Raw genomic sequence first — 21608 nt, 5'->3', positions numbered from 1 at the left:
CGGTCCGAAGTCGCGCGCAGCACATGTCCACTCACCAGCCCACGCGCCGGGTCGGGCGCGGGCTTTGAGCCCGTGGAGGCGCCCGAGCAGCGCAGACGAGGGCGGGAATTCGACGGACCAAAGTCAAAATGGATTCCGGATCGCGTGCGCTGCCGCGCACAGGTCCGGAACGACGCGACATGCGTCGCGTCGGTTCCGCAGGAGCCGCCCTCGGCGAGCAGCGCAGGGTCGCGCGCACGTGCGCGCGAATCGCTACGCAGCGACAGCGCAGTAGCGACGCCGATTCGGGCGAGAAGGCCGTGCGCGACTCGGCGCTACGGTGCGATGATCACTTGAGCCGCTTAGGCGGCGCGTTGCGACCTCGCGTGCGCCACGCGATCGCCGCGGCGTTCCTCCGGAGCCGCCTCGCGATGACCCAGCGCTACTGCGTGCGCGCTTCGCGCACCGCGCCGCCGTTCTTTCGCAGCATCGCGCGCGAGCTCGGCGGATCGTAGTCGTGGTAGTACGCGCCCAGCGTCTTCACTTTCGTCACGTCCGGATAGAGCACGCCGACGCCGGGGACGGCGCCCGAGCGCGGACAGTACCAGACCGCGCCGTCGCGCGTGATCTCGATCTTGGGCTGATCGGCGACCTGCGGTGACGGATAGAAGCTCCACTCCTGGTTGCGCGGGTCGAAGCGCACCGTGGCGCCGCCCTGTCCGTCGTCGCCGAACCATACGTTGCCTTCGTAATCGGGCTGCGGGTCGTAGGGCCGCGAGAGCTCGACCGGCACCCTGAACTCGGTCGCGCGCCCGGTCTTCGGATCGATGTAGCCGAGGATGCCGCGGTCGTGTATGCCGTACCACGCGCGATCCTGGATGTCGACGCTGACGCGGCGGATGCGGCCCGACGTCGACGCGGCGTTGTATTCGGTGTACTCCTTCGTCACCGGGTTGTACTTCGCCACGCGCGGCGCGCCGCGGAAGAGCGCCATCCAGATGTTGCCCGCGCTGTCCATGTCGATGCCGTACGGCGCCGACGGCCGCGTCCTGGTCTCGAACATCTCGATCGCGCGCGTCTGCCTGTTCCACTTATAGAAGCGGTCGCCGCCGATCATCGTCACCCACACGTTGCCCGCGCCGTCCATCACCGGCGTGTGCGATTGCAGGCGATCCTTGATGGCGTTGCCGGGATTGACGGGGAACTGCTCGAACTTTTCGGTCTTCGGATCGAAGCCGATGAGCTGTATGCCGTCCTTGTCCTTGCGCTGTCCGATGCGTCCCGGCACCCATACCGTGCCGTCGCGATCGATGGTCAGGCCGTGCAGGTCGCCTTCCGGATGCGGCATCAGCCACTCTTTCCATTCGCCCGTGCGCGGATCGAGCCTGGTCAGCCGGTTCGGCCGGTTGCGGTCGGTCACCCACACGTTGCCCTGCTGGTCGAAGTGCGGGTCCTGGCCGCGGCGGCGTTTGCCCGCATCGTCGTTGGGCTTGAGGTAGTACTCGACGTACATCGCGCGGCCGAGCTTCGCTTCGTTGAGCGGCGTCTCCTTCTGGAAGCGCACCGTGCGTTTCTGTGCGTTCGGCCCGAAGTTCTTCTCCAGATACGCGACGAGCTCCTCGCGCTCCTGCGGCGACTTGAAGCCGGCGGGTATGGAGTTGTTGTCGAGCATCAACTGAACGAAGTTGTTCCAGACCACTGCGGGGAACTGCTTGGCTCCGAACATCGCCGGGCTGTGGCAGCCGAGGCAGTTGTCCTTCACGTACTGCTGCCCCGGTCCGGCCGGAAACATCTCGTCCATGGTGACGACGCGCGTGCCGGTCTCGTCGGCATTGCGGAGTCTCGCGTTGACCGGCGGATTCGCGCCGGGCTTGAGCTGCACCGTGGTTACCGCGGACTCGAGGCCCGGCGCCTCCACGCGCATCTCGTAGTTGCCGGGGAAGAGATGCATCGCCTGGTACTTGCCGCCGGCGGTGTACACCATGTACTGCATGCGCTTGTCGGCGTTGCGGAAGTACACCTTCGCCGCCTTGAACGGCGCGGGCGAGGTGACGGTGCCGGAGACCGTGGCGAGGCCCGCCATCCCGGCGCTCGGCGAGCCCGAGGGTTGTGCGAAAGCGGGGCCGGTTGGGATCAGCGCGAGCGCTGCGGTGACGAGACATGCTTCGAGTCGTTTCATGGGAATCCTCCCTGGAAAGACGAAGACCTGGCCCCACACTCCCGTTACTGGATCTTGCTGCCCATCTGCTTCACCTGCTGCTGAATCTCCGCGTACTCGTGCGCGATGGTCTCGCGCAATTGCGCGGGCGACATGCGCTCGGCCGGTTGGGCGCCGTCTGCCGCGAGACGCTGCGCCATCTGCGGCGAGTGCATCCCTTCGCCGATGACGCGATTGATCACGTTGATGATCGGCTTCGCCGTGCCGGCCGGCGTGAACACGTTGTAGCGGTTGGTGATCTTGAAGCCGGGGAAACCCTGCTCGGCGACGGTCGGTATGTCGGGCATCGACGGGATGCGCGCCGGTCCCAGCGTCGCCAGCGCGCGGACCTTGCCGGTGCGCATCGCGTTGCTCGCCGCGATGGCGCTGCCGAGCGCGACCTGTATCTCGCCGCCCATGAGAGCGATGATCGCGGGCGCGCTGCCTTTGTACGGCACGAACAGCAGCTTCGCGCCTGAGAGCTGCGTGAAGCGCTCCATGCCCAGATGCACCGCGCTGCCCACGCCCGCGCTGCCCGAATAGGTGAGGCGCTGGGTGTTCGAATACGCGACGAGCTCCTTGATCGACTTCACCGGCAGTCCGGGCTGCACGAGCATCACGTACGGCTGCGTCGAGGTGCTGACGATGGGATCGAACGTCTTCAGAAGCTCGGGGACTTTCTTGAGCGCCGACAGGATCATCAGCGTCTCGCCGTGCGTGAGCAGGGTGTAGCCGTCCGGCGCGGCACGTGCGACGGTCTCCGCGGCGATGACGCCGGAACCGCCGGGACGGTTGTCGACGACGACGTTCTGGCCGAGCGCGTCGGTGAGCATCTGCGCGGCGGCGCGCGCCATCGCGTCGGCTCCCGCGCCCGGCTGCACCGAGACGATCAGGCGCACCGGCCGGGTCGGATAGTTGGCGGGTTTGTCCTGGGCGATTGCACCGCCGGCCGATATCAGTGAAGCACACGCGATACAGCGAATCGAGCGTCCGATCATCGTCACGATCTCCTCGAGAGCACGGCTTTCCACCGCGTTATTTCGATTCAACGAGCTTTACCGAATGCCTCCTTGCGCGGCCGCCACCTGTTTCGGGCCACTGCGAGATGTTACCCTGCCGCTCGTGATGACGGAGCGCGAACAACAAAGAGGCATGCGGCGCCGCGCGGACAAGCTGCGGTTCGTCGCGTGGGTGAACCTGCTGATGTGCATGATCGTCGGAGCCTTCCTGGACTTCGGCGACGCGGCGTTGCGCTGGAGCGCGGCCGCCGCGTGGTCGGTGCTGTTCCTCGTCATGTGCTACGCGCGCGCCGCGCAGATGGACAAGGCAGGGCCGGTGCAGCGGCGCCCGCAGGGAACGTCTCCAGAGGAGCGGCAGAAATCGTGATCGCAAGATGGATGCTCGGTGCGTGTCTCGCCGTCAGCACGGCGGCGTGGGCGCAGACATGGCCTACCAAGCCGGTGCGTTACGTCGTGCCGTTTCCCGCGGGCGCTTCGCCGGACCTCGTCGCGCGCGTGCTCACCGAGCGCCTGAGCCGCGGCTGGGGCCAGCAAATCATCGTCGACAACCGCTCGGGCGCAGGCGGCACGGTCGGGGCGGCATACGCGGCCAAGCTGCCGGCGGACGGCTACGCGCTCTTCCAGTGCAACATCGCCTCCAGCGCGATCGCCGAATCGCTGTATGCGAAGCTGCCGTACGACCAGCAGCGCGATTTCGCGCCGATCACGCGTATCGGGACGACCGCGAGCGTGCTGGTCGTGCACCCGTCGCTGCCGGCGAAATCGGTGAAAGAGTTCATCGCCTACGCGCGCGCGAACCGCGGCAAGCTCTCCTACGGCACCTCCGCCGCGGGCACGTCGCCGCAGCTCGCGATGGAGCTTCTCAAGCTCACGGCGAAGATCGAAGTGGTGCACGTCGGGTACAAAGGCGGGCCGCAGGCGCTCACCGATACCGTCGCCGGCCAGATCCCTTCGAGCATGCAGACTGCGCCCGCGGCGATCTCGTCGATCGACGCGGGCCGCGTGCGCGCGCTCGCGGTGACGAGCCTCAGGCGCATCCCGCAGCTGCCCAAGGTGCCGACGATGGACGAGTCCGGGGTCACCGGCTTCGAGGTGAACTCGTGGTACGGGCTGTGCGCGCCGACCGGCACGCCGAACGCGGTGGTCGATAAGGTGCACGACGATCTGGTCGGCGTGCTGCGTACGCCCGAGATCCAGCAGCGCCTGCGCGACATGGTCGTCGAAGCCGCGCCGACGAGCCGCGAGCAGTTCGCGCAGTTCATACGCGCGGAGACGCAGCGCTGGGCGCGCGTCATCAAGGCAGCGGGGATACCGCTGCAGTAGTCGGCCCGCGCGCAAGCTATATCCCGTCGGCATTGTTTTTGCGACAATCGCGCGCTGTAAATTTTTCACAGTGCACGACGGGGATCGATGACTCTGGCTAAGCGCAGTGCAATCCGGAACGCACGGACCCGGCTGGTCAGGCGTCGGCTCGGTTTACTGGACGAGGCTGCGGTCGCAGCGGGCAAAGGCGATGGAGACGGCGAGCTGCGCCTGCTGGAAGCGGTCGACGAGATGACCCGGCAGATCGCGTCGCTCGACGCCATTCTTTCCGCGCCGGCGGCCTGGGATCGCTCGGGCTGACGCGCCGCGCGTGCCGAAATTCCCGGGCGGCAATCCGCGACCGATCCCGAGTTGAAAGTCGCGACGTACAACGTCAACGGCGTCAACGGCCGGCTGCCGCGCATCCTCGACTGGCTTGCGGAGACCGCTCCGGACGTCGTCTGCCTGCAGGAGATCAAGACCAGCGACGAGAAGTTTCCCGCGCTCGCCTTCGAGGCCGCCGGCTACGGCGCGATCTGGCATGGGCAGCGCTCGCACCACGGCGTCGCGATACTCGCGAAAGGCGAAAGGCCCGTCGAAGTGCGCCGCGGCCTGCCGGGCGATTCGAGCGACGGGCAGTCGCGCTATCTCGAAGCCGGCGTGCAGGGCTTGCGCGTCGCCTCGATCTACCTGCCGAACGGCAACCCGCAGCCGGGACCGAAGTTCGATTACAAGCTCGCGTGGTTCGAGCGGTTGATCGCGCACGCGCAAACGCTGGTTGACGCCGACGTGCCGGCCGTGCTCGCCGGCGATTTCAACGTGGTGCCGACCAACTCCGACATCTACAACGCCTGGGCGTGGCGCGAGGACGCGGTGATGCAGCCGGAATCGCGCGCGGCGTACGAGCGGCTGCTCGCGCAAGGCTGGATCGATTCCACGCGGCGCCTGCACCCGAAGACGCGCATCTATACGTTCTGGGTGAATCACGCGTATTTCGCGCGCAACGCGGGCTTTCGCATGGACTTCCTGCTCGTGAATCCGGCGCTCGCGCCGCGGCTCGAAGCGGCGGAGGTCGATGTCGAGTTCCGCGGCCGCGAGAAGGCGAGCGATCATGCGCCGGTGTGGATCCGTCTCGATGTGTGAGGCTTCAAAAGCGGGGCAAAACAAGGACGCATACAAAAGAAGGCACACGAGGGCAAACGATGCGTCGAAGCTCCGGACGCTCCCTTGCTCCGCTGCCGATCGCTTTGCGGTCCGCGAGCGGCGGCCATCCGCGCAACTTCCACCTCTACCGCTGAGGCGCTGGATGCTTCGCTGTTCGCACCACGGTTGCCACGCTGCGTGCAAACAGCGCGACAATCTGCGCTTGGCGATGGGTTCCGGTCTTCGTGAGCATCTTTTTCAAGTGCGACCGTACGGTGCCGATGCCGATCTGAAACGTTGCGGCAATTTCTGTCAGGTCCTTTCCTTCCGCCAAAGCGGCTGCGATAGCCGCCTCCGTCCGAGTAAGGCCGAACAGCTCGCGCAGCGTTTCCAGAGCAAGCCCGGCCTGCTCCGGATCCTTGATGAATACGATCGCGGCAGGACCGATTGTGTCCGAACGCTGCCATCGCCCGGATAGAGGGCTGACCAGCAAGGTCAGCGGTAAACGCGGATAGCGATGAATCAACATGGCCGCGCGCGGTGCCTGCGAAACGCGGTCACGTTCTGTGCAGGCTTCTTCTACCTGCCTCATGAGTTCCGCCTGCAGCTTGGAAGTGGAGCAGGTCAGCTTGCCGTTGCACACGCTTACTGCCGATGATGCGCGCAAAATCTCCTCCGCCAATCCGTTCGCGTATAACACGTGTCCGCTGGTGTTTAACACGAGCACAGCGGTGTCGATGCGATCGAGCGCCTCGAGGGATGCCGTGCGGACCAATGACGCCTCCGCCAGTTGGCTGCGCAGGCGAAGCGCGCGCCTGACGTGCGGAAGAAATCGTTCCATCAAGATTTCATCATCGCCTGTGTATGCGCCGCCGCTTTGCGGCCGATGAATACCGATGACACCCATGGTGTCGCGCGCCAAGGGGAACACGGCGCCGATCATGTGATAGATGCCCAGCCGGCGCACCCAATCTTGGTAGAACCCCGTCTTTGCGAATTCCGCATCCGGGAGCAAATGGTCACTCGTAACCACGCGGTTCAGCCCGAAAGCGGCCGACCGTTCCACCCATAGGTCATTCTTGTGCCAATGATCGGCCCAGGCAGTGTCTTTTTGCGGGACGGCGAGATTTTCGGTCACCTCCACAAGCTCGATGTGATTCCCGGCTCCGTGCGCTTTTAGAACCGCGCTGGTAGAACGGAACGCCGTGGCAATCTCTGCCGCCATCCCGGTCCATAAGGATTCGTCGATCGCGGCGTCATACAGCCGATTTATCAATGGGTCGAGCTGTGAATTCCAGGCACGCGTCATAACTGCTCCGTTCGGGCACCGTGGGACTTCTACCATTTGAGAGAGACGGCATGTTTAACGGCCGGCAAACGCCTCGACATGGCGGCCTATCGTGTCCGGCATCGCATCAAACAACGCCCATCCACTGTTTTAGCTCGCAAAAAAGCATACGCGTTGCGCCGAGCGCGATGACTTCGCCAGCACATGCCATTTTCCGGCAGTCGGTGGCATTTACACGCACCGCAGACCGCGAGACGAGCAGCATGTCTGTCGCCGCAGTGAAGCAGTCGGGTTCCTCGTTGCTGGCGTGGTTCTTGCGGTCAACGACGGTTCATACGCACATCAAAACAACACAAAGGGACTCTGCATGAACATCAAACCCGCGGCCATCGTCATCCTCCTGTTCGCGAGCGACTTCGTCGGAGCGGCGCCGTATCTGCTTTCCTCCGCAGCAGTAGACCCTAAAACCAGCGCGCAGAACTCCAATTTTCAGCAGGCCACCGCAGGTCCGACTGATAGCGGACTTGTGACGGCGACCGGCCCGGGCTTCAGCGGCTCCGCCAGAGCCGTCACGGACTTCGGCATGCTGAAGAACTTTGCTACCGCCACGTTAAGCGGTTACAACAGCGGTACATACGGTTTTGACGACGCCGCCCGCGCCGACAGCACCGTAAGCGACTATCTCACGATCACCGGCGGCGCGGGCACGGGATATCTGAAGCTCGTCTTCGATGTCACGGGATCCACGTCACTGTCCGGGGACCTCGCGCTTCTCGACGGGCCTGTTGCACAGGGGACCCTCGCCGTATTCGCCAAGGCCTTTCCCGAGGAGACGCCGCTCGGGTCTCCTGTGAGCAGTTGGGGTTTCACGGGCCCGACTACGCTCACGTCAGCATTGATTCCGTTCCAGTATGGCGTGGCATTTGGCTTGACGCTCACGAGCTCCGCATTCGTCAGCCCGTCGGACATCGGCGGCCTGTATGCCTACGACTTCAGCGGAACGGCTGATTTCGGAAGCACCATCGACTTGACGCAATTGTTCGTTTACAGCGATCCGGGCGGTACGCATCAGGAGAACTTTAGCGTCCTGGCCGGATCTGGGACGGACTACCCAGAGGCCTCTGCGTTGCCGACCACGATTCCGGAACCGACGTCGCTGATGCTTGTCAGCATTGCTTTTCTGGGACTGGGCGCAGTTCGGGCGCGGGTAGGCGCCCGCCTCGCGCATTGAGCTGCGGCTCAGTCGGGCTCCGAATGTGCCGCTGTCGCCGTCGAGTCACGCTCGCCCGCGCCGCAACCGTCGCAAGACGAAACGTGCGGGATCGAGCGCTTCCACGATGTCCGACTCCACCGGCAGGGGCTCGTCTTCCAACATGCTGGCGAGCGTCTCCGCCGCCAGCGATGCCCAAGTCAGGCCGCGTGACGCGAAACCGGTGACGCTGTAAATACCCGGCAGCCGCGGGATATCGTCCGGCTGCAGCGATCCGCCATTCGCTTCCATTTCGCGCGCCGCATGAACGTCCGGCATCGCGCCGATCACCGGCATGCGGTCGGGCGCCGCGCAGCGAAAGCCGACGGCACTCGTCTGTCCGGCGGCTATTGCCGGAACCTTCCAGTACGAATGCGAGGTAAAGCAGGCCCAATGGGTTACGGCGTCCGAGGCCTCGACTGGTGCGAAATCGAATTACGTGGGGGCCAAGTTCGTGGTTAGCAGAGAAACCGGCGAGATCGTCGGCCCTCGATTTGATCTGAGGCGTAGCCAAGGTTGGAACGAGTTCCGCGTGCTCGATCGCGGATCTAAGGACCAGTCCTACAAGTCCGTCGCCGTGTCGAGCGGGCCGTACGTGAATACGGTCTACGTTCAGATCATTGAGTTCGAACCGGGGCCGCTGAAGCTGTTCGTGCACATCTATAGCACGCTCATAAGCGAATTGATATTTGCGGCTTCGGCTATTGCGCAAGAAGCACAAGCCTCTGGCCCAAGTTTTAACGTCGGGGATTCGTGATAGAGCGCAGCCTTGCGCTCGAGAAGCGGCCGCATCCGGAAGTCCGTCCGTCGGGCCACAGCAGATCAAAGGCAAAGAGCGCCGCCGGATCGCCCCGCGGCAGGCCGCCGCGCCCGTGCCGTGCTCTTCACCGCGTACCGCGCCTTTAGACGCTCCCAAATCGGCCGGCCTTGCTCATCGAGCACAACGAGTTCGCCGCCGGCCACGAAGTCCCGATCGACTGGCGGCGCGGCTCGTCGGTCTGGAGTCGGGCGCTACCCGCTTTTTCGTGGCCGTAGATCGTCAGACGGTCCTTCATTTCGAGCCATCAGTGCACAGCTCAAGCGTTCGCCGTTGCCGCCGTTAATAGTTCGAGAACCGGCGGAGTCGACTTCGTATGGACACGCGCCTGCAGCTTAGCCTTGACGACACTCGGATGAACACCCGGATCCTACGCGTAGTGGGCGCGTTGGCGTTGGCAAGCTTCATGGCAACGATCGGGCTGGTGATCACGCTGCTTTGAGCAACAAACGCGTCGATGCGATGATGAAATGTGCGGTCATCGTCCGTGAGGTCTCGGCGGTGCGTTACGGCGCGCTGCGCCTAACGCACCCTACTCGGCTTCTCCTGCTTTTAAAGGTCACAGCCTGCCGCGGCGCAACCGCCGCAGCACGAAGCGCGCCGGATCGAGCGCGTCGGCGATATCCGATTCCACCGGCAGCGGCTCGCCTTCGAGCCGGCTCGCGAGCGTCTCCGCCGCGAGCGACGCCCACGTGAGCCCGCGCGAGGCGAAGCCGGTGACGCTGTAAAGCCCCGGCAGCCGAGGGATGTCTCCGAGCCGTAGCGAGCCGGCCTCCGCTTTCATGGCGCGTGCTGCATCCATATCGGGCAACGCGCCGATCACCGGCATGCGATCGGGCGCCGCGCAGCGAAAGCCGACGGCGCCTTCCAGCGTCGCGGGATCGAGATCGTGGGGCGCATCGGGCAGGAGGCGCGTGAGATGCGCGAGATTGGTGGCATGCCCGCTCGCCCGCGGCCGCGGATCGGATGCACTGCCGTCGTAGGTGCTGCCGGCAACCACGATGCCGCCGCTCGCGGGAAGCACGTAGCCGCGCCCCGTCACCACCGTGTGCGGCGCCACGGTGCGATCCGAGGGCACGTACGTGATCTGGCCGCGCACGCGCGCGAGCGCGTCACCGAACGACGCGAGGCGTTGCGCGTCCGAAGAGTTCGCGAGCACCATCACCGGCGCGCTCGCGAGGACCGAGCCGTCTTCGGCCAGGGCGCGCCAGCCGTCGTCGGCCGCGCGTATCGATTCGACGGCGACGCCGTAGCGCGCCGTGACGCCATCGCCGCACGCCGCGAGCTGCGCATCGACGAGCGACTGAACGCGCATCCAGCCGCCGAGCGGCAGCCACCAGCCGCCGCTGCGCAGCCGGCATCCGGCCAGCGCTTCGGCCTCGTCGAGCGTGACGTAGCGTGCGTACTCGGCCGGGTAAGCGAGCGCCGCGCTGGCTTCGGCGAAGCGCCTGTCCTGATCGCGATCGGACCCGACGTGGATGAGCCCGCAGCGGCCCCACTCGAGTCCGCTCTCCAGCGTATCCCAGCGCGCGAGCGAATAGAGGAAGCCCCCGCGTGACGCGCGCGAGCGCAGCGCGTCGTCGGCCGAGATGTGCGGATGGAAAGCGCCGGCGAATCTGAGCTGCGCAGGATCCGAAGCGGGAGGCCTGGCTTCGAGCAGGTCCACGCGCCAGCCGCGCGCCGACAGGCGCTCGCAGACCGCCGCGCCGGCGAGGCCCGCACCGATCACGATGGCGTGCCGTGCAGGCGCGGTGAGCGCCTTGCGCGCCGCCGGCCAGCGCGGCGCGTACCGTCCCGCGAGCATCTCGCGCTTGCGTGCGAATCCCGGCCGCTTCTCGATCGCGAAGCCCGCCGCTTCGAGATGCTCGCGCACGGCGGCGGCGGTGGAGTACGTCGCGAGGGTGGTGCCCGGCTGCGAGAGGCGGCCGAGCGCTTTCATGAGCTGCGCCGACCACATCTCCGGATTGCGCAGCGGCGCGAAGCCGTCGAGATAGATCGCATCGGCGCGTGCGGCGAGCTTCGGCACGATCTCCGACGCGTCGCCGAACGCGAGCGTGAGCGTCACGCGCCCGCGCTCGAAGTGCAGCCGGTGCAGGCCCGGCACGAGCAGCGGCCACGCATCCCGCAATTCACGCGCGAGCGGCTCGAGCTCGGCATAGCTCGCGTGCACGCGAGCGAGCGCATCGCGCGCCGGCGGATGTTTCTCGACCGACACGAAATGGAGATGCTCGCAGCGCTGCGGATCGTCCAGCCACGCGCGCCACGTCGACAGGAAGTTCAGTCCGATGCCGAAACCGGTCTCGACGATGGTGAACACCCGCGCGCCGGCCCAGCGTCGCGGCAGATCGTTGCCGTCGATGAAGACATGCCGAGCCTGCCCGGGGCCGGAATCGCTGCTGTGATAGACGTCGCCGTACCGCGTCGAGTAGGGCGTGCCGCTCGCGTCGTACGCGAGATCGGCGGGTTCGATGCTCATTGCAACGGTTGATGCTTATCAAAGACGCGGCGCGAGCGTGCGGCCACACTCACCGATTATCCAGCAAAGGACACGCCATCAGTATCTCGAACCTTTCCCATTGGAAGCTCAGGGGGCGTACCCTGCTGCCCGTCGTTCAGGGCGGCATGGGCATCGGCATCTCGGCACATCGGCTTGCCGGGAGCGTGGCCGCGCTCGGTGCGATGGGCACGATCTCGAGCGTGGATCTGCGACAGCATCATCCGGACCTGCTCGAGCGATCGGAAGGCACTCGCGACAAGGCGACGATCGACGCGGTCAACCTGATCGCGCTCGACCGTGAAGTCGCCGCCGCGCTCGCGCTCGCGCAGGGCCGCGGCGCGGTCGCGGTGAACGTGATGAAAGCGGTCGGGCTGTACGCCGGGTACGTGCGCCAGGCGTGCGAAAGCGGAGCGCACGCGATCGTGATGGGCGCGGGGCTGCCGCTCGACCTGCCCGATCTCGCCGCCGATTTTCCCGACGTCGCGCTGATTCCCATCCTTTCCGACGCGCGCGGCGCCGGGGTCGTGATCAGGAAGTGGATGCGCAAGAAGCGTCTGCCCGACGCGATCGTGATCGAGCATCCGCGGTACGCCGGCGGACACCTCGGCGCGACGCGTCTTTCCGAGTTAGACGATCCGCGTTTCGATTTCGTGCCGGCGCTCGAAGGCATCTTCGCGCTGCTGAAGGACCTCGGTGTCGAGCGCGAGCGCATACCGGTGATCGTGGGCGGCGGCATCGGCACGCACGAAAAGCTGCGTGCGGCGCTCGCAGCCGGCGCTGCGGCGGTGCAGGTGGGCACCGCGTTCGCCGTGACCGAGGAGGGTGACGCGGCGCTCGACTTCAAGCGCGTGCTCGCGAATGCCAGGGCGGAAGATCTCGTGACGTTCATGAGCGTCGCCGGACTGCCGGCACGAGCGGTGCGAACGCCGTGGCTGTCCAGCTATCTGAAGCGCGAGGCGGCGCTCCAGCGTAACGCCAAAGCCGACCCGCGGCGTTGCGTGCCCGGCGCGGGCTGCCTCACGGTTTGCGGTCTGCGCGACGGCCTCGGGAGCGCAGGCCAGTTCTGCATCCTGACGAGGCTCGGCTACGCGCTCAGGGGAGACGTGAAGAAAGGTCTGTTCTTCCGCGGCTCGGAGCCGCTGCCGTTCGGCGACGCCATACGGCCGGTGAAGGAGTTGATCGACTACCTGATGTGGGGCGCGGAAAGATCCACGCCGCTGGTCGGTGCGGCCTGAAGGCCGCACCTCCCCGTGCAACGGCGTGCTTATGCGCCTCCCGGCGCTACGACTTATCTGCGACCGACGAGGACGCCGTTCACGTCGATGTTGTCGAGGACCGCGATACCCGAGAAGTCGGGACCGGTGTCGACGCCTTCATCGAACACGATGTCGATGCTGATGATCTTCGCGCCGGGTGCGATCGGCGGGAAGGCCTGCGCGGGATTGCTCGGATCGATGCGCACGCGGGTCCAGCCTGCCTGCGGCGTGTTCGGTGTCTGCGTCGCGTTCGCGCAGCCGCCGAGGAAGTGGAACCCGTCGGTCGCCTGCACGTTGAAGCGCGGTGCGCCGGCGCCGCAATGACCGCCGTTGCGGATGTCGAAGCCGATCTCGGTGAGCGTGATTCCCTTCACGCCCTTGAGACTCGCGCCGGCCGCCGAGCAGTCCGCCGTCGCTCCGTTCTTCGAGAGGATCAGCGCTTCGCTGTCGATGCCGTGCGTATCGGGCAGCCCCATGTCCTTCACCCACGCAGCTCCCACGATCCTGCTGCCGGGTGTGGGCCCGCAGTCACCGGCTTTGCCGATGAACACGCCGGGGTCGACCTTGAATTTGTCGTTGTCGTTATCGGCGGCATACGCCGGACATACCGCCGCGATAGCGAAGACGGCTGCCGGAATCGATGCGAGCGTTGCGAAGCGGAAAGGCCTTGTCATGACGATCTCCTCTGCAAGCTTGGTATTGGATCTCGAGCGAACGCTTCTTAAGGTCGACTGTGGGTATGCGCTGTGTCCGGCCTCACCTCCCTGGAAGGGATTTGAAATATGAACGATGCAGCATAGCTGTGCGCGATGCGCGAGACAACAGGAGAATCGAAGCGGGGCGGGGAAGAAGTGCCGCGGGTGACGCGGCGCTATTTGACGCGCGTCTGGCGGTAGAACGCGCGGTAGTTGTCGTAGTCGCGGTTGTCCGCGGCGACGAAGCCGGTCGGCTCGCCGGTCTTCAGCAGATCGGCGCCGGCCGCGAGGATCTCGCGGCCTTTGGGGTCTTTGGCCATGCCGACGAACGCGGAGCGGACGGCGGCGACCGTCGCTTTCGGCACCCGCGGGCTCGCCATGACGGCGAGATCGTTATAGAGCGGCGAGCTCCACAGGATCCGGTAGGAGTAATGCGTGCGCCGCGCGAAATTTTCCAGCACGCTGCTGTTCACGCCCGCGGCGTGCACTTCGCCCTGCCGCAGCCGTCCGATCGAGGCTTCCTGGTTCCCCGAGATGACGGGTTTCACGTGCACGCCCGCGTTGAGCAGGGCATCCATCGGCAGCCAGTAGCCGGTGAAGCCGTCCGGCGTGGGGAACACGACTTCCTTGCCTTCGAGCTCGTGCAGGTCGCGGATCGGCGAGTCGGCGTTCACCACGATCTCGCTGCGTATGCCCGGACCCGCCGGTCGGGCGATCACCCGGTAGCCGAGGCGCTCGCGCTCGGGCGTGAAGAAGTGATTGGTGTAGAGGAAGTCGTAGACCCCGGTCTCGGCTTTCGCCGTGTTCTCCTGCGCGGTCTTGTTCAGCTTGAGCTCGAGCGTGACGCCGGTCTTCTCGCGCACGTAGGTGAGGATCGGATTCCAGTACTGGAGCGTCAGCGCGACCGACCGGTGGTTGAGCACGTTGAACGAATACGTCTCCGCGTGCGCGAGCGCGGGGCTCAGCACGGCGGCGAAGGCGCAAACGAGCGATGTGACGAACCTGGACAACCGGCGCTCCGGGACAAAAAAGGCGCCCGCGGTTCTCGCGGGCGGGCGGGGAATGCTGCTTATGGGCGGATTAACGGCACGAACCGGAAACTCTAAAGGGTCCCTGCGGGACCCTCGGGCGGAGAACGCCAAGGAGGGAAACCAAGGTTTCCTTCCTTGAACCTCCCTTCCTTTTAGAGAGGGCCGAAGGACGGGGGCGGCACGCGGCGGCGGGAGGCCGCCTCGTAGGCCGAGGCGATGCGCAGGAGCACGTCCTCCTTGCCGGGTTCGGCGCGGAACACCAGCGAAAAAGGCAGTCCCGGCGCGGGGATGTCGGTCGGTTCGTCGCTCGCGACGCCCACGTACTTCTTGCGGTCGGCACTCAGCGCGAACTTCGGGTCGTACGCGGTCCTCACGTAGCCCGCCGGCACGAGCACCTCGGTCAATCCGGCGTTGGGGCCGTACTGGGACTCGTTGCGCAGCCGCCCGAGCACGCCGGGCACCTCGGGGCCGCCGATCTTCGCCGGCGGCAGCGGCGTGTGCAGCCGCACCAGCGCGTCGAGCTTGTTCTCGATGATCACCATCATGTCGACTCGCCGGAGCAGCTCGCGCAGCATGATGCGCTCGTTGACGCCCTGGCGGGCGGCGAGCGGATTGCGCGGATCGGCGACCTCTTCCCAGTTCTTCCACGCGGCGCGCTGGTCGTCGCCCCAGAATTTCGAGCGCGCGTTGAGCTGCGCCCAGCCGGTCAGCGTCTCTTCGTACCCGCGCGCTTTCCAGTCGGCGGCGCGGCGCGAGAGATATTGAGAGATGTGGAAGCGGAACGTCGGCGCGAGCGCCTGCTGCTGCACCGTCGACACGTCGAGGTTGACCGGCGGCTCGATGAGCCCGTCGGCGAGCGCGACGCAGTAGTCGATCGGCTGCATCGTGCCGGTCCCGAACACCTTGCCGGGCTCGAACTCGGTGGGGCGTATCGCGGCGGCGAATTCCTTGAAGAGCGGCGTGCCGTCGGCGCCCAGCCTGAAGAGGATGTCGGGCATGAACACCGGAATCAGGCGCGCGAGCGCGCGGCGAAAATCGACGCTCATCGTCTCGACGTCGGGATCGGGCTTCCATAACGGGTCGGTCGATTCGACCAGCGTCGCGCCGAGGTGCCGGCCCAGCATCGCCTTGATCTCTTGCGCCGCCGCCGTCGTGATCGGCTCCGCGGCTTTCACGCCGGGATTGAGCATCGATTCGCGCACGATGCCGATGCGCACGCCTTTGAGCGCGCCCGGCGCGCCGTTCGCCTTCACGTGCGGCGCGTATCCGCTGTCGAGCACCGAGGAGCGCGGCACCGTGGTGTACGGATCGCGCGGGTCGTAGTAGCCGTTCTCGGGGTCCTTCAGCGCGTCGAGCACTTTCGCGCAGTCGGCGAGCGAGCGCGCGAGGATGCCGGTGCGGTCGCAATAGATGTCGGCGCCGATCGCGCCGCCGTCGAAGCCGATCATCGCCTTGTGCGGCAGGATGAGCGCGCAGGAATTGTGATTGGAAGGCCCGCGGCACGACGCTCGCGTCTCTTCGCCGAGGCTCGCCATCACCAAGTTCGCGCTCACCGACACGCCCGAGCCCGAGCTCGATCCGAGCGAGGCGGCGCGCGTGGTGTCGTAGACGTTCGACGGGTTGCCGCCCCACGAGCTGCGCTGGTAGCCGAGCACCGAAGGCAGCACGCTCAAAGGACGATGGCCGGCCGCGTACTCGCCGGGCCGGCCGTTGTACTCGGTGTTCACCGCTTTGGCGTAGATGATCGCGCCCTTGTTGCGCAGCTGCTCGACCGTGACGTGATCGCGCGCCGGGAAATCGATGTCGTAGCGCGCGTCGCCGCCGCCGGTGGTCCGCATGTCCTTCGTGTCGAACGGGTCCTTGAACGAGAACACGACGCCGTACATCGGCAGCTCGTCGAGCGGAGGATTGCGGCCGTACTTCGCGTCCAGCGCGGCGGCTTGCTCCAGCGCATCGGGCTGGCGGCGGAACTCGTCGCACACCGGCGGCGCGCCGGGCGGCAGCGGACCTTCGGACGGATGGCGGTCGTAATCGCCGCGGCACGTGACCGAGCGCTCGCCGCGGATGTTGAGCGTCGCGAGCGCGTTGAGCTGCCCCGCGTCGGGGATGCCGACGATCATGCCGTACTGCTGTTGCACGCCCGGATCGGAGGCCGTCGCTTCCATGCGTCCGAATTCGAGCGGCGGACCGTCGTAGCGGTCGAGGTCGGGCAGGAGCGTCGAGGCCTTCAGGGTGCGCGTCGGAAAGTCGATCGGCGCCTGCGCGCGCAGGGTGCCAGGCGCTTTCGGAATGTCCTTGCCGTCCTGCGTGACCAGCATGCTCGCCACCCCGTTATAGGCGCGGGCGCGCGCGAGGTAGTGCTTCACGACGTCGACGCACGTGGTGCGCCCGTCTTTGATCGCTTCGTGCAGGTCCGCGATGCCGGCTTCTTCCAGCACGAACGTCTTCTTCTCTGCCTGGTCCATCCTTCCTCCTCCGCCTGGGGTCTGACCCCGGTTTTCTCAGAGCGTCGACGCCTTCCCCGCCTCCATCTCCGGCTTCAGCGCCTGCTGCGTCATGTTGATCGCAGTGTAATAGCCGCACGTGAGCGTGAGGTCCACCACGCCGCGCGTGCCCAGGAGCTTCTGCGCGGCCGCGAAGTTCTCGTTCGAGAGCGTCTTCTCGCGCATGAGCTGGTGCACGAACGTGACCACCACGCGCTGCGGCTCGCTCAGGGCGACGTCGGATTTCCCGGTGCGTATCGCTTCGATGATCTCGGCGCTCACGCCCGCCTTGGCGGCGAGCGCCGCGTGCGCGGTCCACTCGATGTCGCTGCTCCATTCGCGCGCGACGACGATGATCGCGAGCTCCTTGAGATCGTCGGGGATCGCGCTCTTGAAGCGCAGCTCGGCGCCCATCGACGTGAGGTGGCTCGCCGCCTGCGGGCTGTGGAGCATCGCGCGGAACTGGAAGCCGACCTCTTTGGCGTTGCGGTCGCGCCGGATGCGGTCGTAGATCTCGCGGCCTGCGGCATCCAGCTCGTCGTAGTTCACGTACGGTACGCGTGCCATCGCTGCCTCCATGGGTCGTCGGGTTGTGCGCTCATGATAAACGGGCGCGGCGCGGCGTTACACGATTTGTGCGAGCATCGCGGGATGGCACGACGCGGCATCACCTCGAGCCAGATCGAAACGTTTCGCGCGGTCATGCTTGCGGGCTCGATGACCGCCGCGGCGCGCGATCTGCACACCTCGCAGCCGAACGTGAGCCGGCTGATCGCTCAGCTCGAGCGCGCGACGGGGTTGCAGCTTTTCGAGCGCGGCCCGGGCCGGCTCGTGCCCACCGACGACGGCACGGTTTTCCTCCACGAGGTGCAGCGCGCGTTCGTCGGGCTGCAAAGCCTGGCGACGGCGGCGGAGAGCATCCGCCACTTCGGCAGCGGGCGGCTGCGCATCGCGGTCATGGCGAACCTCGCGACGGGGTTCCTGCCGCGCGTGGTGAAGCGCTTCAAGGACCAGCACCCGCAGGTCTCGCTGTCCATCCACACCGCGTCCTCGCCGATGGTCGCGCAATGGACCGCTTCGCAGTTCTGCGATATCGGGATCGTCATGAGCGGCCGTCGCGTGGAGGGCACGCGCGTGGAGCCGTTGTACGAGATCGACGGCGTGTGCGCGCTGCCGCCCGGCCATCGGCTCGCGTCGCGCAAGACCATACGGCCCGCCGACCTCGCCGGCGAGCCGTTCATCTCGTTCGCCGAAGAGGCGGTGACGCGCAGCAAGGTCGACAAGGTGTTCGCCGACGCGAAAGTGCAGCGCGCGATCACGATGGAGACGCCCCACGGCTCGATCATCTGCTCGCTGGTGGCGCTGGGGCTGGGTGTCAGCATCGTCAACCCGCTGGTGGCGCGCGACGTCCTTCACGCCGGCATCGTGGTGCGGCCGTTCAGGCCCTCGGTGCCGTATTCCGCGGTGCTTCTGTTTCCCAAGCATCGCCCGCGCAGCGCGATCGCCGCGCGCTTCGCCGAGGCGATGCGCGAGCAGCTCGCGCAGGAGCTCGCGGGCTAGCATGTTCTACGGATGGCGCGTGGCTCAGGCGGGCTTCGTTCTCGCCCTCTTCGGCTGGGGGCTCGGTTTCTACGCTCCACCGGTTTTTCTGAGCGTCATCCGTGAAACCCGCGGATGGTCGATCGCGCTCATCTCGTCGGCGATCACTCTCCATTTCCTGGTGGGATCGCTCACCGGAGCGAACCTGCCGGCGCTGCATCGGCGCTTCGGCGCGCGCGCGATCACCCAGGCAGGCGCCCTGGCGATGGCGGCGGGCATCTGCGGATGGGCGATGGCGATCTCGCCGTTGCAGCTGTTCGCCGCAGCGTCGCTCAGCGGCATGGGATGGGGGACGATGAGCGCGGCCGCGCTCAACTGCATCGTTGCGCCATGGTTCGCGCGTCGCCGGCCCGCGGCGCTCGGTTTCGCCTATAACGGCGGCAGCGTCGGCGGCATCGTCTTCTCGCCGCTGTGGGTGGCGGCCATCACCGCGCTCGGCTTTCCGCTGGCGACGTCGCTCATCGCGGTCGTGACCGTGACCATCGTGTGGATCCTCGCCCACGCGGTGTTCTCGAAGACACCCGAGACCATGGGCGTCCGGCCGGATGGCGATGAGCCCGGCATCGAAACCGTCTTGATCAAATCATCCGCCGCGCGGCCATTACCTGGAGCAGCTCTGTGGCGCGACCGCAGGTTCCGCACGCTGGCGGCCGCGATGGCGCTGGGTCTCTTCGCCCAGATCGGCTTGATGGCTCATCTCTACTCGCTGCTGGTGCCGGCGCTCGGCGCAGGGAACGCCGGGCTCGCAATGGCTCTCATTACAGTCATGGCGATAGCGGGCCGCACGCTGTTGGGCTCGCTGATGCCGGCTCATGCAGACCGGCGGGTGGTCGGCTACGGCGGCTACGCGATGCAGGCCGCGGGCTCTCTCGTTCTCATGGCGGCGGCAGGGAACAACGTTCCGCTGCTGCTCGCCGGCATCGTGTTGTTCGGTCTTGGATTCGGGAACGCCACTTCGCTTCCGCCGCTCATCGCACAGGTCGAGTTCGCGGAGGAGGACGTGCCGCGCGTCGCGGCACTGATGGTCGGGCTCGCGCAGGGTGCCGGTGCGCTGGCGCCCGCGTTGTTCGGATTGCTCCGGGAGTCGATGCCCCCTGTCAGCATGCACTCGGGCGAAGCGCCGACGGTCTTCGCGGCTGCCGCGTTCGTGCAGTGCCTGGCCATCGCTGCATTGGCGGCGGGGCGGGGGCGGTAGCAGCGGATCACGGGGACTCGGGGATGCACCGCCTGAACGCTCCGCGTGCTCACCGGACTGCGCGCCGCATCCCCCACACCCTTCCCGCCCTCCTCGCGCCGCTGCCTGCGCTGCCGCTGCGGCATCGGAACCCTGCGACGCCCGACAAGGACGGCGCCTGCGAACTCGCCGCACTGACTCGACTTCGTTCAACCGCCCGTCACGAGCGGGCAGCGCCACGCGTGGAACCACCGGAGCGGCTCGACAGTCCTCGGCGAAACCCCGTCCTTGCCGTGCGTCGCAGGGCGCTCGTCTTGATTGGGCGGGAAGGGTGTGGGGAATACGGCGACTGCCCTAGTGGGGAGGGGATGCTCGCCGGCTTCCGAGGCGCTTGTAGTGAAGTGCGGCTGTCGGGCCAGAAGCGGTAGTTCGCGGCTGCTTAACGATTGCGTTCAGCGACGCGCCGCTTGCGGCGCGTCCGCTGCAACGGATGGTTAAGTGTCAGTTCATGTGCGCGTGAAGAACGGACCAACTTTCGTCTCCAGTAGCCGAACAAGCGCCTGATCCATGTACTCAAACTCATCCGGTATATCGAGGCAAATGATTCGTTTGTCTTTCAGGTGAGGTCGAAAGCGCTTCGATAACTTATTACGGTGGGCTCGCTCCATCACAAAGATCACATCGGCCCATTCCAGCAGATCGGCCGACACGGGAGTCTCCGCGTCGTTGTTTAGGCCCGCGGATGCCACCTCAAAGCCTGGCCGATTGGCAAAGACTTGCTCTGCCGTCGGGCTGCGAAGTCTATTCTGGCTACAGATGAACAGAACGCGCTTCACTGACACTTAACGCCTTGTTGAGCCGCGCGCGCGACGCCGCCCGCATACCAACACCGTTACAGGCAAACCACTCACGCTTCGTCGCGTCGGCTCGAACTAAATAGAACGCATATGCCTCGGGCTCCGACTCGAACGACTAGCTCGAGCTGGCGTTGGCCTTGAGATGCTGCTCGACCAACATCTGAGCGAATACCTCGATTTGCTCATGGGGATCCAGTATTTCCCAACGCACGCGGTCCTTGAGCGCGGCGCCGCGGTACCACACAACGAGGTCAAATTCGTGCTCCCGGAAATTCGAAATCTCGTATCCAAGAGAAAGGGGCACTCCGTCAATCTCGACGTTTACCTTGCCGCGCTCGACACGTGAGTCCATATGCGTTCTAACGCGATGTTCAGCCGCGCGCTTCAGCGCGTCGGCTGCAACGTGAGTTAGACACCGATGCACTCAAGAACATCGCACCCGTCGTAAGTCCACTGACACTCGGCGACGTGGTGGCGCATCTGGCCGTGGAACAACGTCCCCTTTGACGTACGCGTCGCCGCGCAAATTTTCGTCCACTCTGACAAGATCCACGAAAATGCCCGTAAATCCTGTGGTCCACACCAGCGATATGCCCCCGCTCTCCGTGGGCTCCCACCACGCCCGTTTGAAGCCACGGCCGGGTTCACCATTGGTGCGTGCGAGGTACCGGCCTCGTTCAAGTATCTCCGTGCCTCGCTCAAGGCGAAGCTCCACCACCGGCGGAGGGACAAGGAGTGTATCGAGCTTCTCGTGAAATGTAACCGAGTAGCATCCGGCAACCTGCTGTGCCAAGAGCCCGTCATTTGTGCCCTCGTGCGCCAGAGCAGGCGCGAGGCCCGTCAGCGCTAGCAGGAGCAATAGCAGAACTCGCATGCGCGTCTAACGAAGAAGGTTTTGATCCGCCATGCGGCAGCATGGTGGATAAAACCCGTTGAACTGAACCGCTGTGTCAGTGAGAGACTGCCTGGAATTTCTACGGCGCACGGCAGCGCGAGCCACACCGCGTTGACGCACAGACGAC

The 21608-nt window shown here is 66.1% G+C and carries 21 protein-coding genes; 9 read left to right on the top strand and 12 right to left on the bottom strand.

Annotated elements, in window-relative coordinates; genetic code table 11:
• Nucleotides 1-421 precede the first annotated feature (421 nt).
• Nucleotides 422-2158: a carboxypeptidase regulatory-like domain-containing protein gene (locus VHP37_15270; GenBank protein ID HEX2827712.1), complete on the bottom strand. Its 1737-nt coding sequence runs from the start codon at nucleotides 2156-2158 to the stop codon at nucleotides 422-424.
• A gap of 44 nt (nucleotides 2159-2202) precedes the next feature.
• Complete coding sequence (locus VHP37_15265; GenBank protein ID HEX2827711.1) at nucleotides 2203-3207, bottom strand: tripartite tricarboxylate transporter substrate binding protein; 1005 nt, start codon at nucleotides 3205-3207, stop codon at nucleotides 2203-2205.
• A gap of 121 nt (nucleotides 3208-3328) precedes the next feature.
• Here VHP37_15265 and VHP37_15260 point away from each other — a divergent pair, with 121 nt between their 5' ends.
• The 4 genes from VHP37_15260 to xth all read left to right on the top strand — a co-directional run bounded on the left by VHP37_15260 (nucleotide 3329) and on the right by xth (nucleotide 5640).
• Nucleotides 3329-3562 carry a hypothetical protein gene (locus tag VHP37_15260; protein HEX2827710.1) on the top strand — a complete coding sequence of 78 codons (234 nt, stop codon included), beginning with the start codon at nucleotides 3329-3331 and terminating at the stop codon, nucleotides 3560-3562.
• Nucleotides 3559-4518, top strand: coding sequence for a tripartite tricarboxylate transporter substrate binding protein (locus tag VHP37_15255; protein HEX2827709.1), 960 nt, complete (start codon nucleotides 3559-3561; stop codon nucleotides 4516-4518). Before VHP37_15260 ends, VHP37_15255 begins: the two co-directional genes overlap by 4 nt.
• 87 nt (nucleotides 4519-4605) lie before the next feature.
• Nucleotides 4606-4818, top strand: coding sequence for a hypothetical protein (locus tag VHP37_15250; protein ID HEX2827708.1), 213 nt, complete (start codon nucleotides 4606-4608; stop codon nucleotides 4816-4818).
• Nucleotides 4819-4869: 51 nt separating this feature from the next.
• Nucleotides 4870-5640, top strand: a complete 771-nt coding sequence (xth, locus tag VHP37_15245; GenBank protein HEX2827707.1) for an exodeoxyribonuclease III — start codon at nucleotides 4870-4872, stop codon at nucleotides 5638-5640.
• A gap of 145 nt (nucleotides 5641-5785) precedes the next feature.
• Here the strand turns inward: xth and VHP37_15240 are convergent, their stop codons facing one another.
• Entirely contained in the window at nucleotides 5786-6949 is a 1164-nt protein-coding gene (locus tag VHP37_15240; GenBank protein ID HEX2827706.1) for a helix-turn-helix transcriptional regulator, read from the bottom strand.
• A 346-nt stretch (nucleotides 6950-7295) separates the two neighbouring features.
• On the opposite strand from VHP37_15240, the gene VHP37_15235 reads away from it, so the two are divergent.
• Nucleotides 7296-8159: a hypothetical protein gene (locus VHP37_15235; GenBank protein HEX2827705.1), complete on the top strand. Its 864-nt coding sequence runs from the start codon at nucleotides 7296-7298 to the stop codon at nucleotides 8157-8159.
• 45 nt (nucleotides 8160-8204) lie between these two features.
• Here VHP37_15235 and VHP37_15230 read toward each other — a convergent pair whose 3' ends face one another.
• Entirely contained in the window at nucleotides 8205-8474 is a 270-nt protein-coding gene (locus VHP37_15230) for a hypothetical protein (GenBank protein ID HEX2827704.1), read from the bottom strand.
• Here VHP37_15230 and VHP37_15225 point away from each other — a divergent pair.
• Nucleotides 8473-8934, top strand: a complete 462-nt coding sequence (locus tag VHP37_15225; GenBank protein HEX2827703.1) for a hypothetical protein — start codon at nucleotides 8473-8475, stop codon at nucleotides 8932-8934. The two genes, VHP37_15230 and VHP37_15225, sit on opposite strands and share 2 nt — an antisense overlap.
• 145 nt (nucleotides 8935-9079) lie before the next feature.
• Here the strand turns inward: VHP37_15225 and VHP37_15220 are convergent, their stop codons facing one another.
• Together VHP37_15220 and mnmC are read right to left on the bottom strand one after the other, a co-directional pair.
• Entirely contained in the window at nucleotides 9080-9232 is a 153-nt protein-coding gene (locus VHP37_15220) for a hypothetical protein (protein HEX2827702.1), read from the bottom strand.
• A gap of 321 nt (nucleotides 9233-9553) precedes the next feature.
• The gene (mnmC, locus tag VHP37_15215; protein ID HEX2827701.1) at nucleotides 9554-11470 is read right to left on the bottom strand and encodes a bifunctional tRNA (5-methylaminomethyl-2-thiouridine)(34)-methyltransferase MnmD/FAD-dependent 5-carboxymethylaminomethyl-2-thiouridine(34) oxidoreductase MnmC; all 1917 of its coding nucleotides are present in this window, start codon (nucleotides 11468-11470) and stop codon (nucleotides 9554-9556) included.
• Between the two features lie 77 nt (nucleotides 11471-11547).
• Here mnmC and VHP37_15210 point away from each other — a divergent pair, with 77 nt between their 5' ends.
• Entirely contained in the window at nucleotides 11548-12726 is a 1179-nt protein-coding gene (locus tag VHP37_15210) for a nitronate monooxygenase family protein (protein HEX2827700.1), read from the top strand.
• A 53-nt stretch (nucleotides 12727-12779) separates the two neighbouring features.
• On the opposite strand, the gene VHP37_15205 is transcribed toward VHP37_15210, so the two are convergent.
• The 4 genes from VHP37_15205 to VHP37_15190 all read right to left on the bottom strand — a co-directional run bounded on the left by VHP37_15205 (nucleotide 12780) and on the right by VHP37_15190 (nucleotide 17523).
• Nucleotides 12780-13421, bottom strand: a complete 642-nt coding sequence (locus tag VHP37_15205) for a hypothetical protein (protein HEX2827699.1) — start codon at nucleotides 13419-13421, stop codon at nucleotides 12780-12782.
• 197 nt (nucleotides 13422-13618) lie between these two features.
• On the bottom strand, nucleotides 13619-14452 hold the full coding sequence (locus VHP37_15200) for a phosphate/phosphite/phosphonate ABC transporter substrate-binding protein (protein ID HEX2827698.1): 834 nt from the start codon (nucleotides 14450-14452) through the stop codon (nucleotides 13619-13621).
• A 173-nt stretch (nucleotides 14453-14625) separates the two neighbouring features.
• Entirely contained in the window at nucleotides 14626-16938 is a 2313-nt protein-coding gene (locus tag VHP37_15195) for an amidase family protein (GenBank protein HEX2827697.1), read from the bottom strand.
• A 36-nt stretch (nucleotides 16939-16974) separates the two neighbouring features.
• Nucleotides 16975-17523 carry a carboxymuconolactone decarboxylase family protein gene (locus VHP37_15190; GenBank protein HEX2827696.1) on the bottom strand — a complete coding sequence of 183 codons (549 nt, stop codon included), beginning with the start codon at nucleotides 17521-17523 and terminating at the stop codon, nucleotides 16975-16977.
• A gap of 84 nt (nucleotides 17524-17607) precedes the next feature.
• On the opposite strand from VHP37_15190, the gene VHP37_15185 reads away from it, so the two are divergent.
• Both VHP37_15185 and VHP37_15180 read left to right on the top strand, forming a co-directional pair.
• Nucleotides 17608-18516 (top strand): LysR family transcriptional regulator, encoded by a 909-nt coding sequence (locus tag VHP37_15185; GenBank protein HEX2827695.1) that lies wholly within the window; start codon nucleotides 17608-17610, stop codon nucleotides 18514-18516.
• 1 nt (nucleotide 18517) lies between these two features.
• Nucleotides 18518-19750: an MFS transporter gene (locus tag VHP37_15180; GenBank protein HEX2827694.1), complete on the top strand. Its 1233-nt coding sequence runs from the start codon at nucleotides 18518-18520 to the stop codon at nucleotides 19748-19750.
• Between the two features lie 485 nt (nucleotides 19751-20235).
• On the opposite strand, the gene VHP37_15175 is transcribed toward VHP37_15180, so the two are convergent.
• Together VHP37_15175 and VHP37_15170 are read right to left on the bottom strand one after the other, a co-directional pair.
• A complete protein-coding gene (locus VHP37_15175; protein ID HEX2827693.1) occupies nucleotides 20236-20565 on the bottom strand; it encodes a low molecular weight protein tyrosine phosphatase family protein in 330 nt (109 codons plus the stop codon).
• 136 nt (nucleotides 20566-20701) lie between these two features.
• On the bottom strand, nucleotides 20702-20938 hold the full coding sequence (locus VHP37_15170; GenBank protein ID HEX2827692.1) for a hypothetical protein: 237 nt from the start codon (nucleotides 20936-20938) through the stop codon (nucleotides 20702-20704).
• Between the last annotated feature and the right edge of the window lie 670 nt (nucleotides 20939-21608).

This window comes from Burkholderiales bacterium (assembly GCA_036262035.1).
Classification (GTDB): domain Bacteria; phylum Pseudomonadota; class Gammaproteobacteria; order Burkholderiales; family SG8-41; genus JAQGMV01.
The sequence above is the reverse complement of the archived record's forward strand: the minus strand, read 5'-3'. Positions and strand labels throughout refer to the sequence as shown.

Coding starts and splice junctions, on each gene's coding strand:
- VHP37_15185 (HEX2827695.1), top strand. CDS start 17,608: ATGGCACGACGCGGCATCACCTCGAGCCAGATCGAAACGTTTCGCGCG.
- VHP37_15235 (HEX2827705.1), top strand. CDS start 7,296: ATGAACATCAAACCCGCGGCCATCGTCATCCTCCTGTTCGCGAGCGAC.
- VHP37_15250 (HEX2827708.1), top strand. CDS start 4,606: ATGACTCTGGCTAAGCGCAGTGCAATCCGGAACGCACGGACCCGGCTG.
- VHP37_15170 (HEX2827692.1), bottom strand. CDS start 20,938: ATGGACTCACGTGTCGAGCGCGGCAAGGTAAACGTCGAGATTGACGGA.
- VHP37_15260 (HEX2827710.1), top strand. CDS start 3,329: ATGCGGCGCCGCGCGGACAAGCTGCGGTTCGTCGCGTGGGTGAACCTG.
- VHP37_15230 (HEX2827704.1), bottom strand. CDS start 8,474: ATGCCGGTGATCGGCGCGATGCCGGACGTTCATGCGGCGCGCGAAATG.
- VHP37_15195 (HEX2827697.1), bottom strand. CDS start 16,938: ATGGACCAGGCAGAGAAGAAGACGTTCGTGCTGGAAGAAGCCGGCATC.
- VHP37_15225 (HEX2827703.1), top strand. CDS start 8,473: ATGCGGTCGGGCGCCGCGCAGCGAAAGCCGACGGCACTCGTCTGTCCG.
- VHP37_15190 (HEX2827696.1), bottom strand. CDS start 17,523: ATGGCACGCGTACCGTACGTGAACTACGACGAGCTGGATGCCGCAGGC.
- VHP37_15180 (HEX2827694.1), top strand. CDS start 18,518: ATGTTCTACGGATGGCGCGTGGCTCAGGCGGGCTTCGTTCTCGCCCTC.
- VHP37_15270 (HEX2827712.1), bottom strand. CDS start 2,158: ATGAAACGACTCGAAGCATGTCTCGTCACCGCAGCGCTCGCGCTGATC.
- mnmC (HEX2827701.1), bottom strand. CDS start 11,470: ATGAGCATCGAACCCGCCGATCTCGCGTACGACGCGAGCGGCACGCCC.
- VHP37_15205 (HEX2827699.1), bottom strand. CDS start 13,421: ATGACAAGGCCTTTCCGCTTCGCAACGCTCGCATCGATTCCGGCAGCC.
- VHP37_15220 (HEX2827702.1), bottom strand. CDS start 9,232: ATGAAGGACCGTCTGACGATCTACGGCCACGAAAAAGCGGGTAGCGCC.
- VHP37_15240 (HEX2827706.1), bottom strand. CDS start 6,949: ATGACGCGTGCCTGGAATTCACAGCTCGACCCATTGATAAATCGGCTG.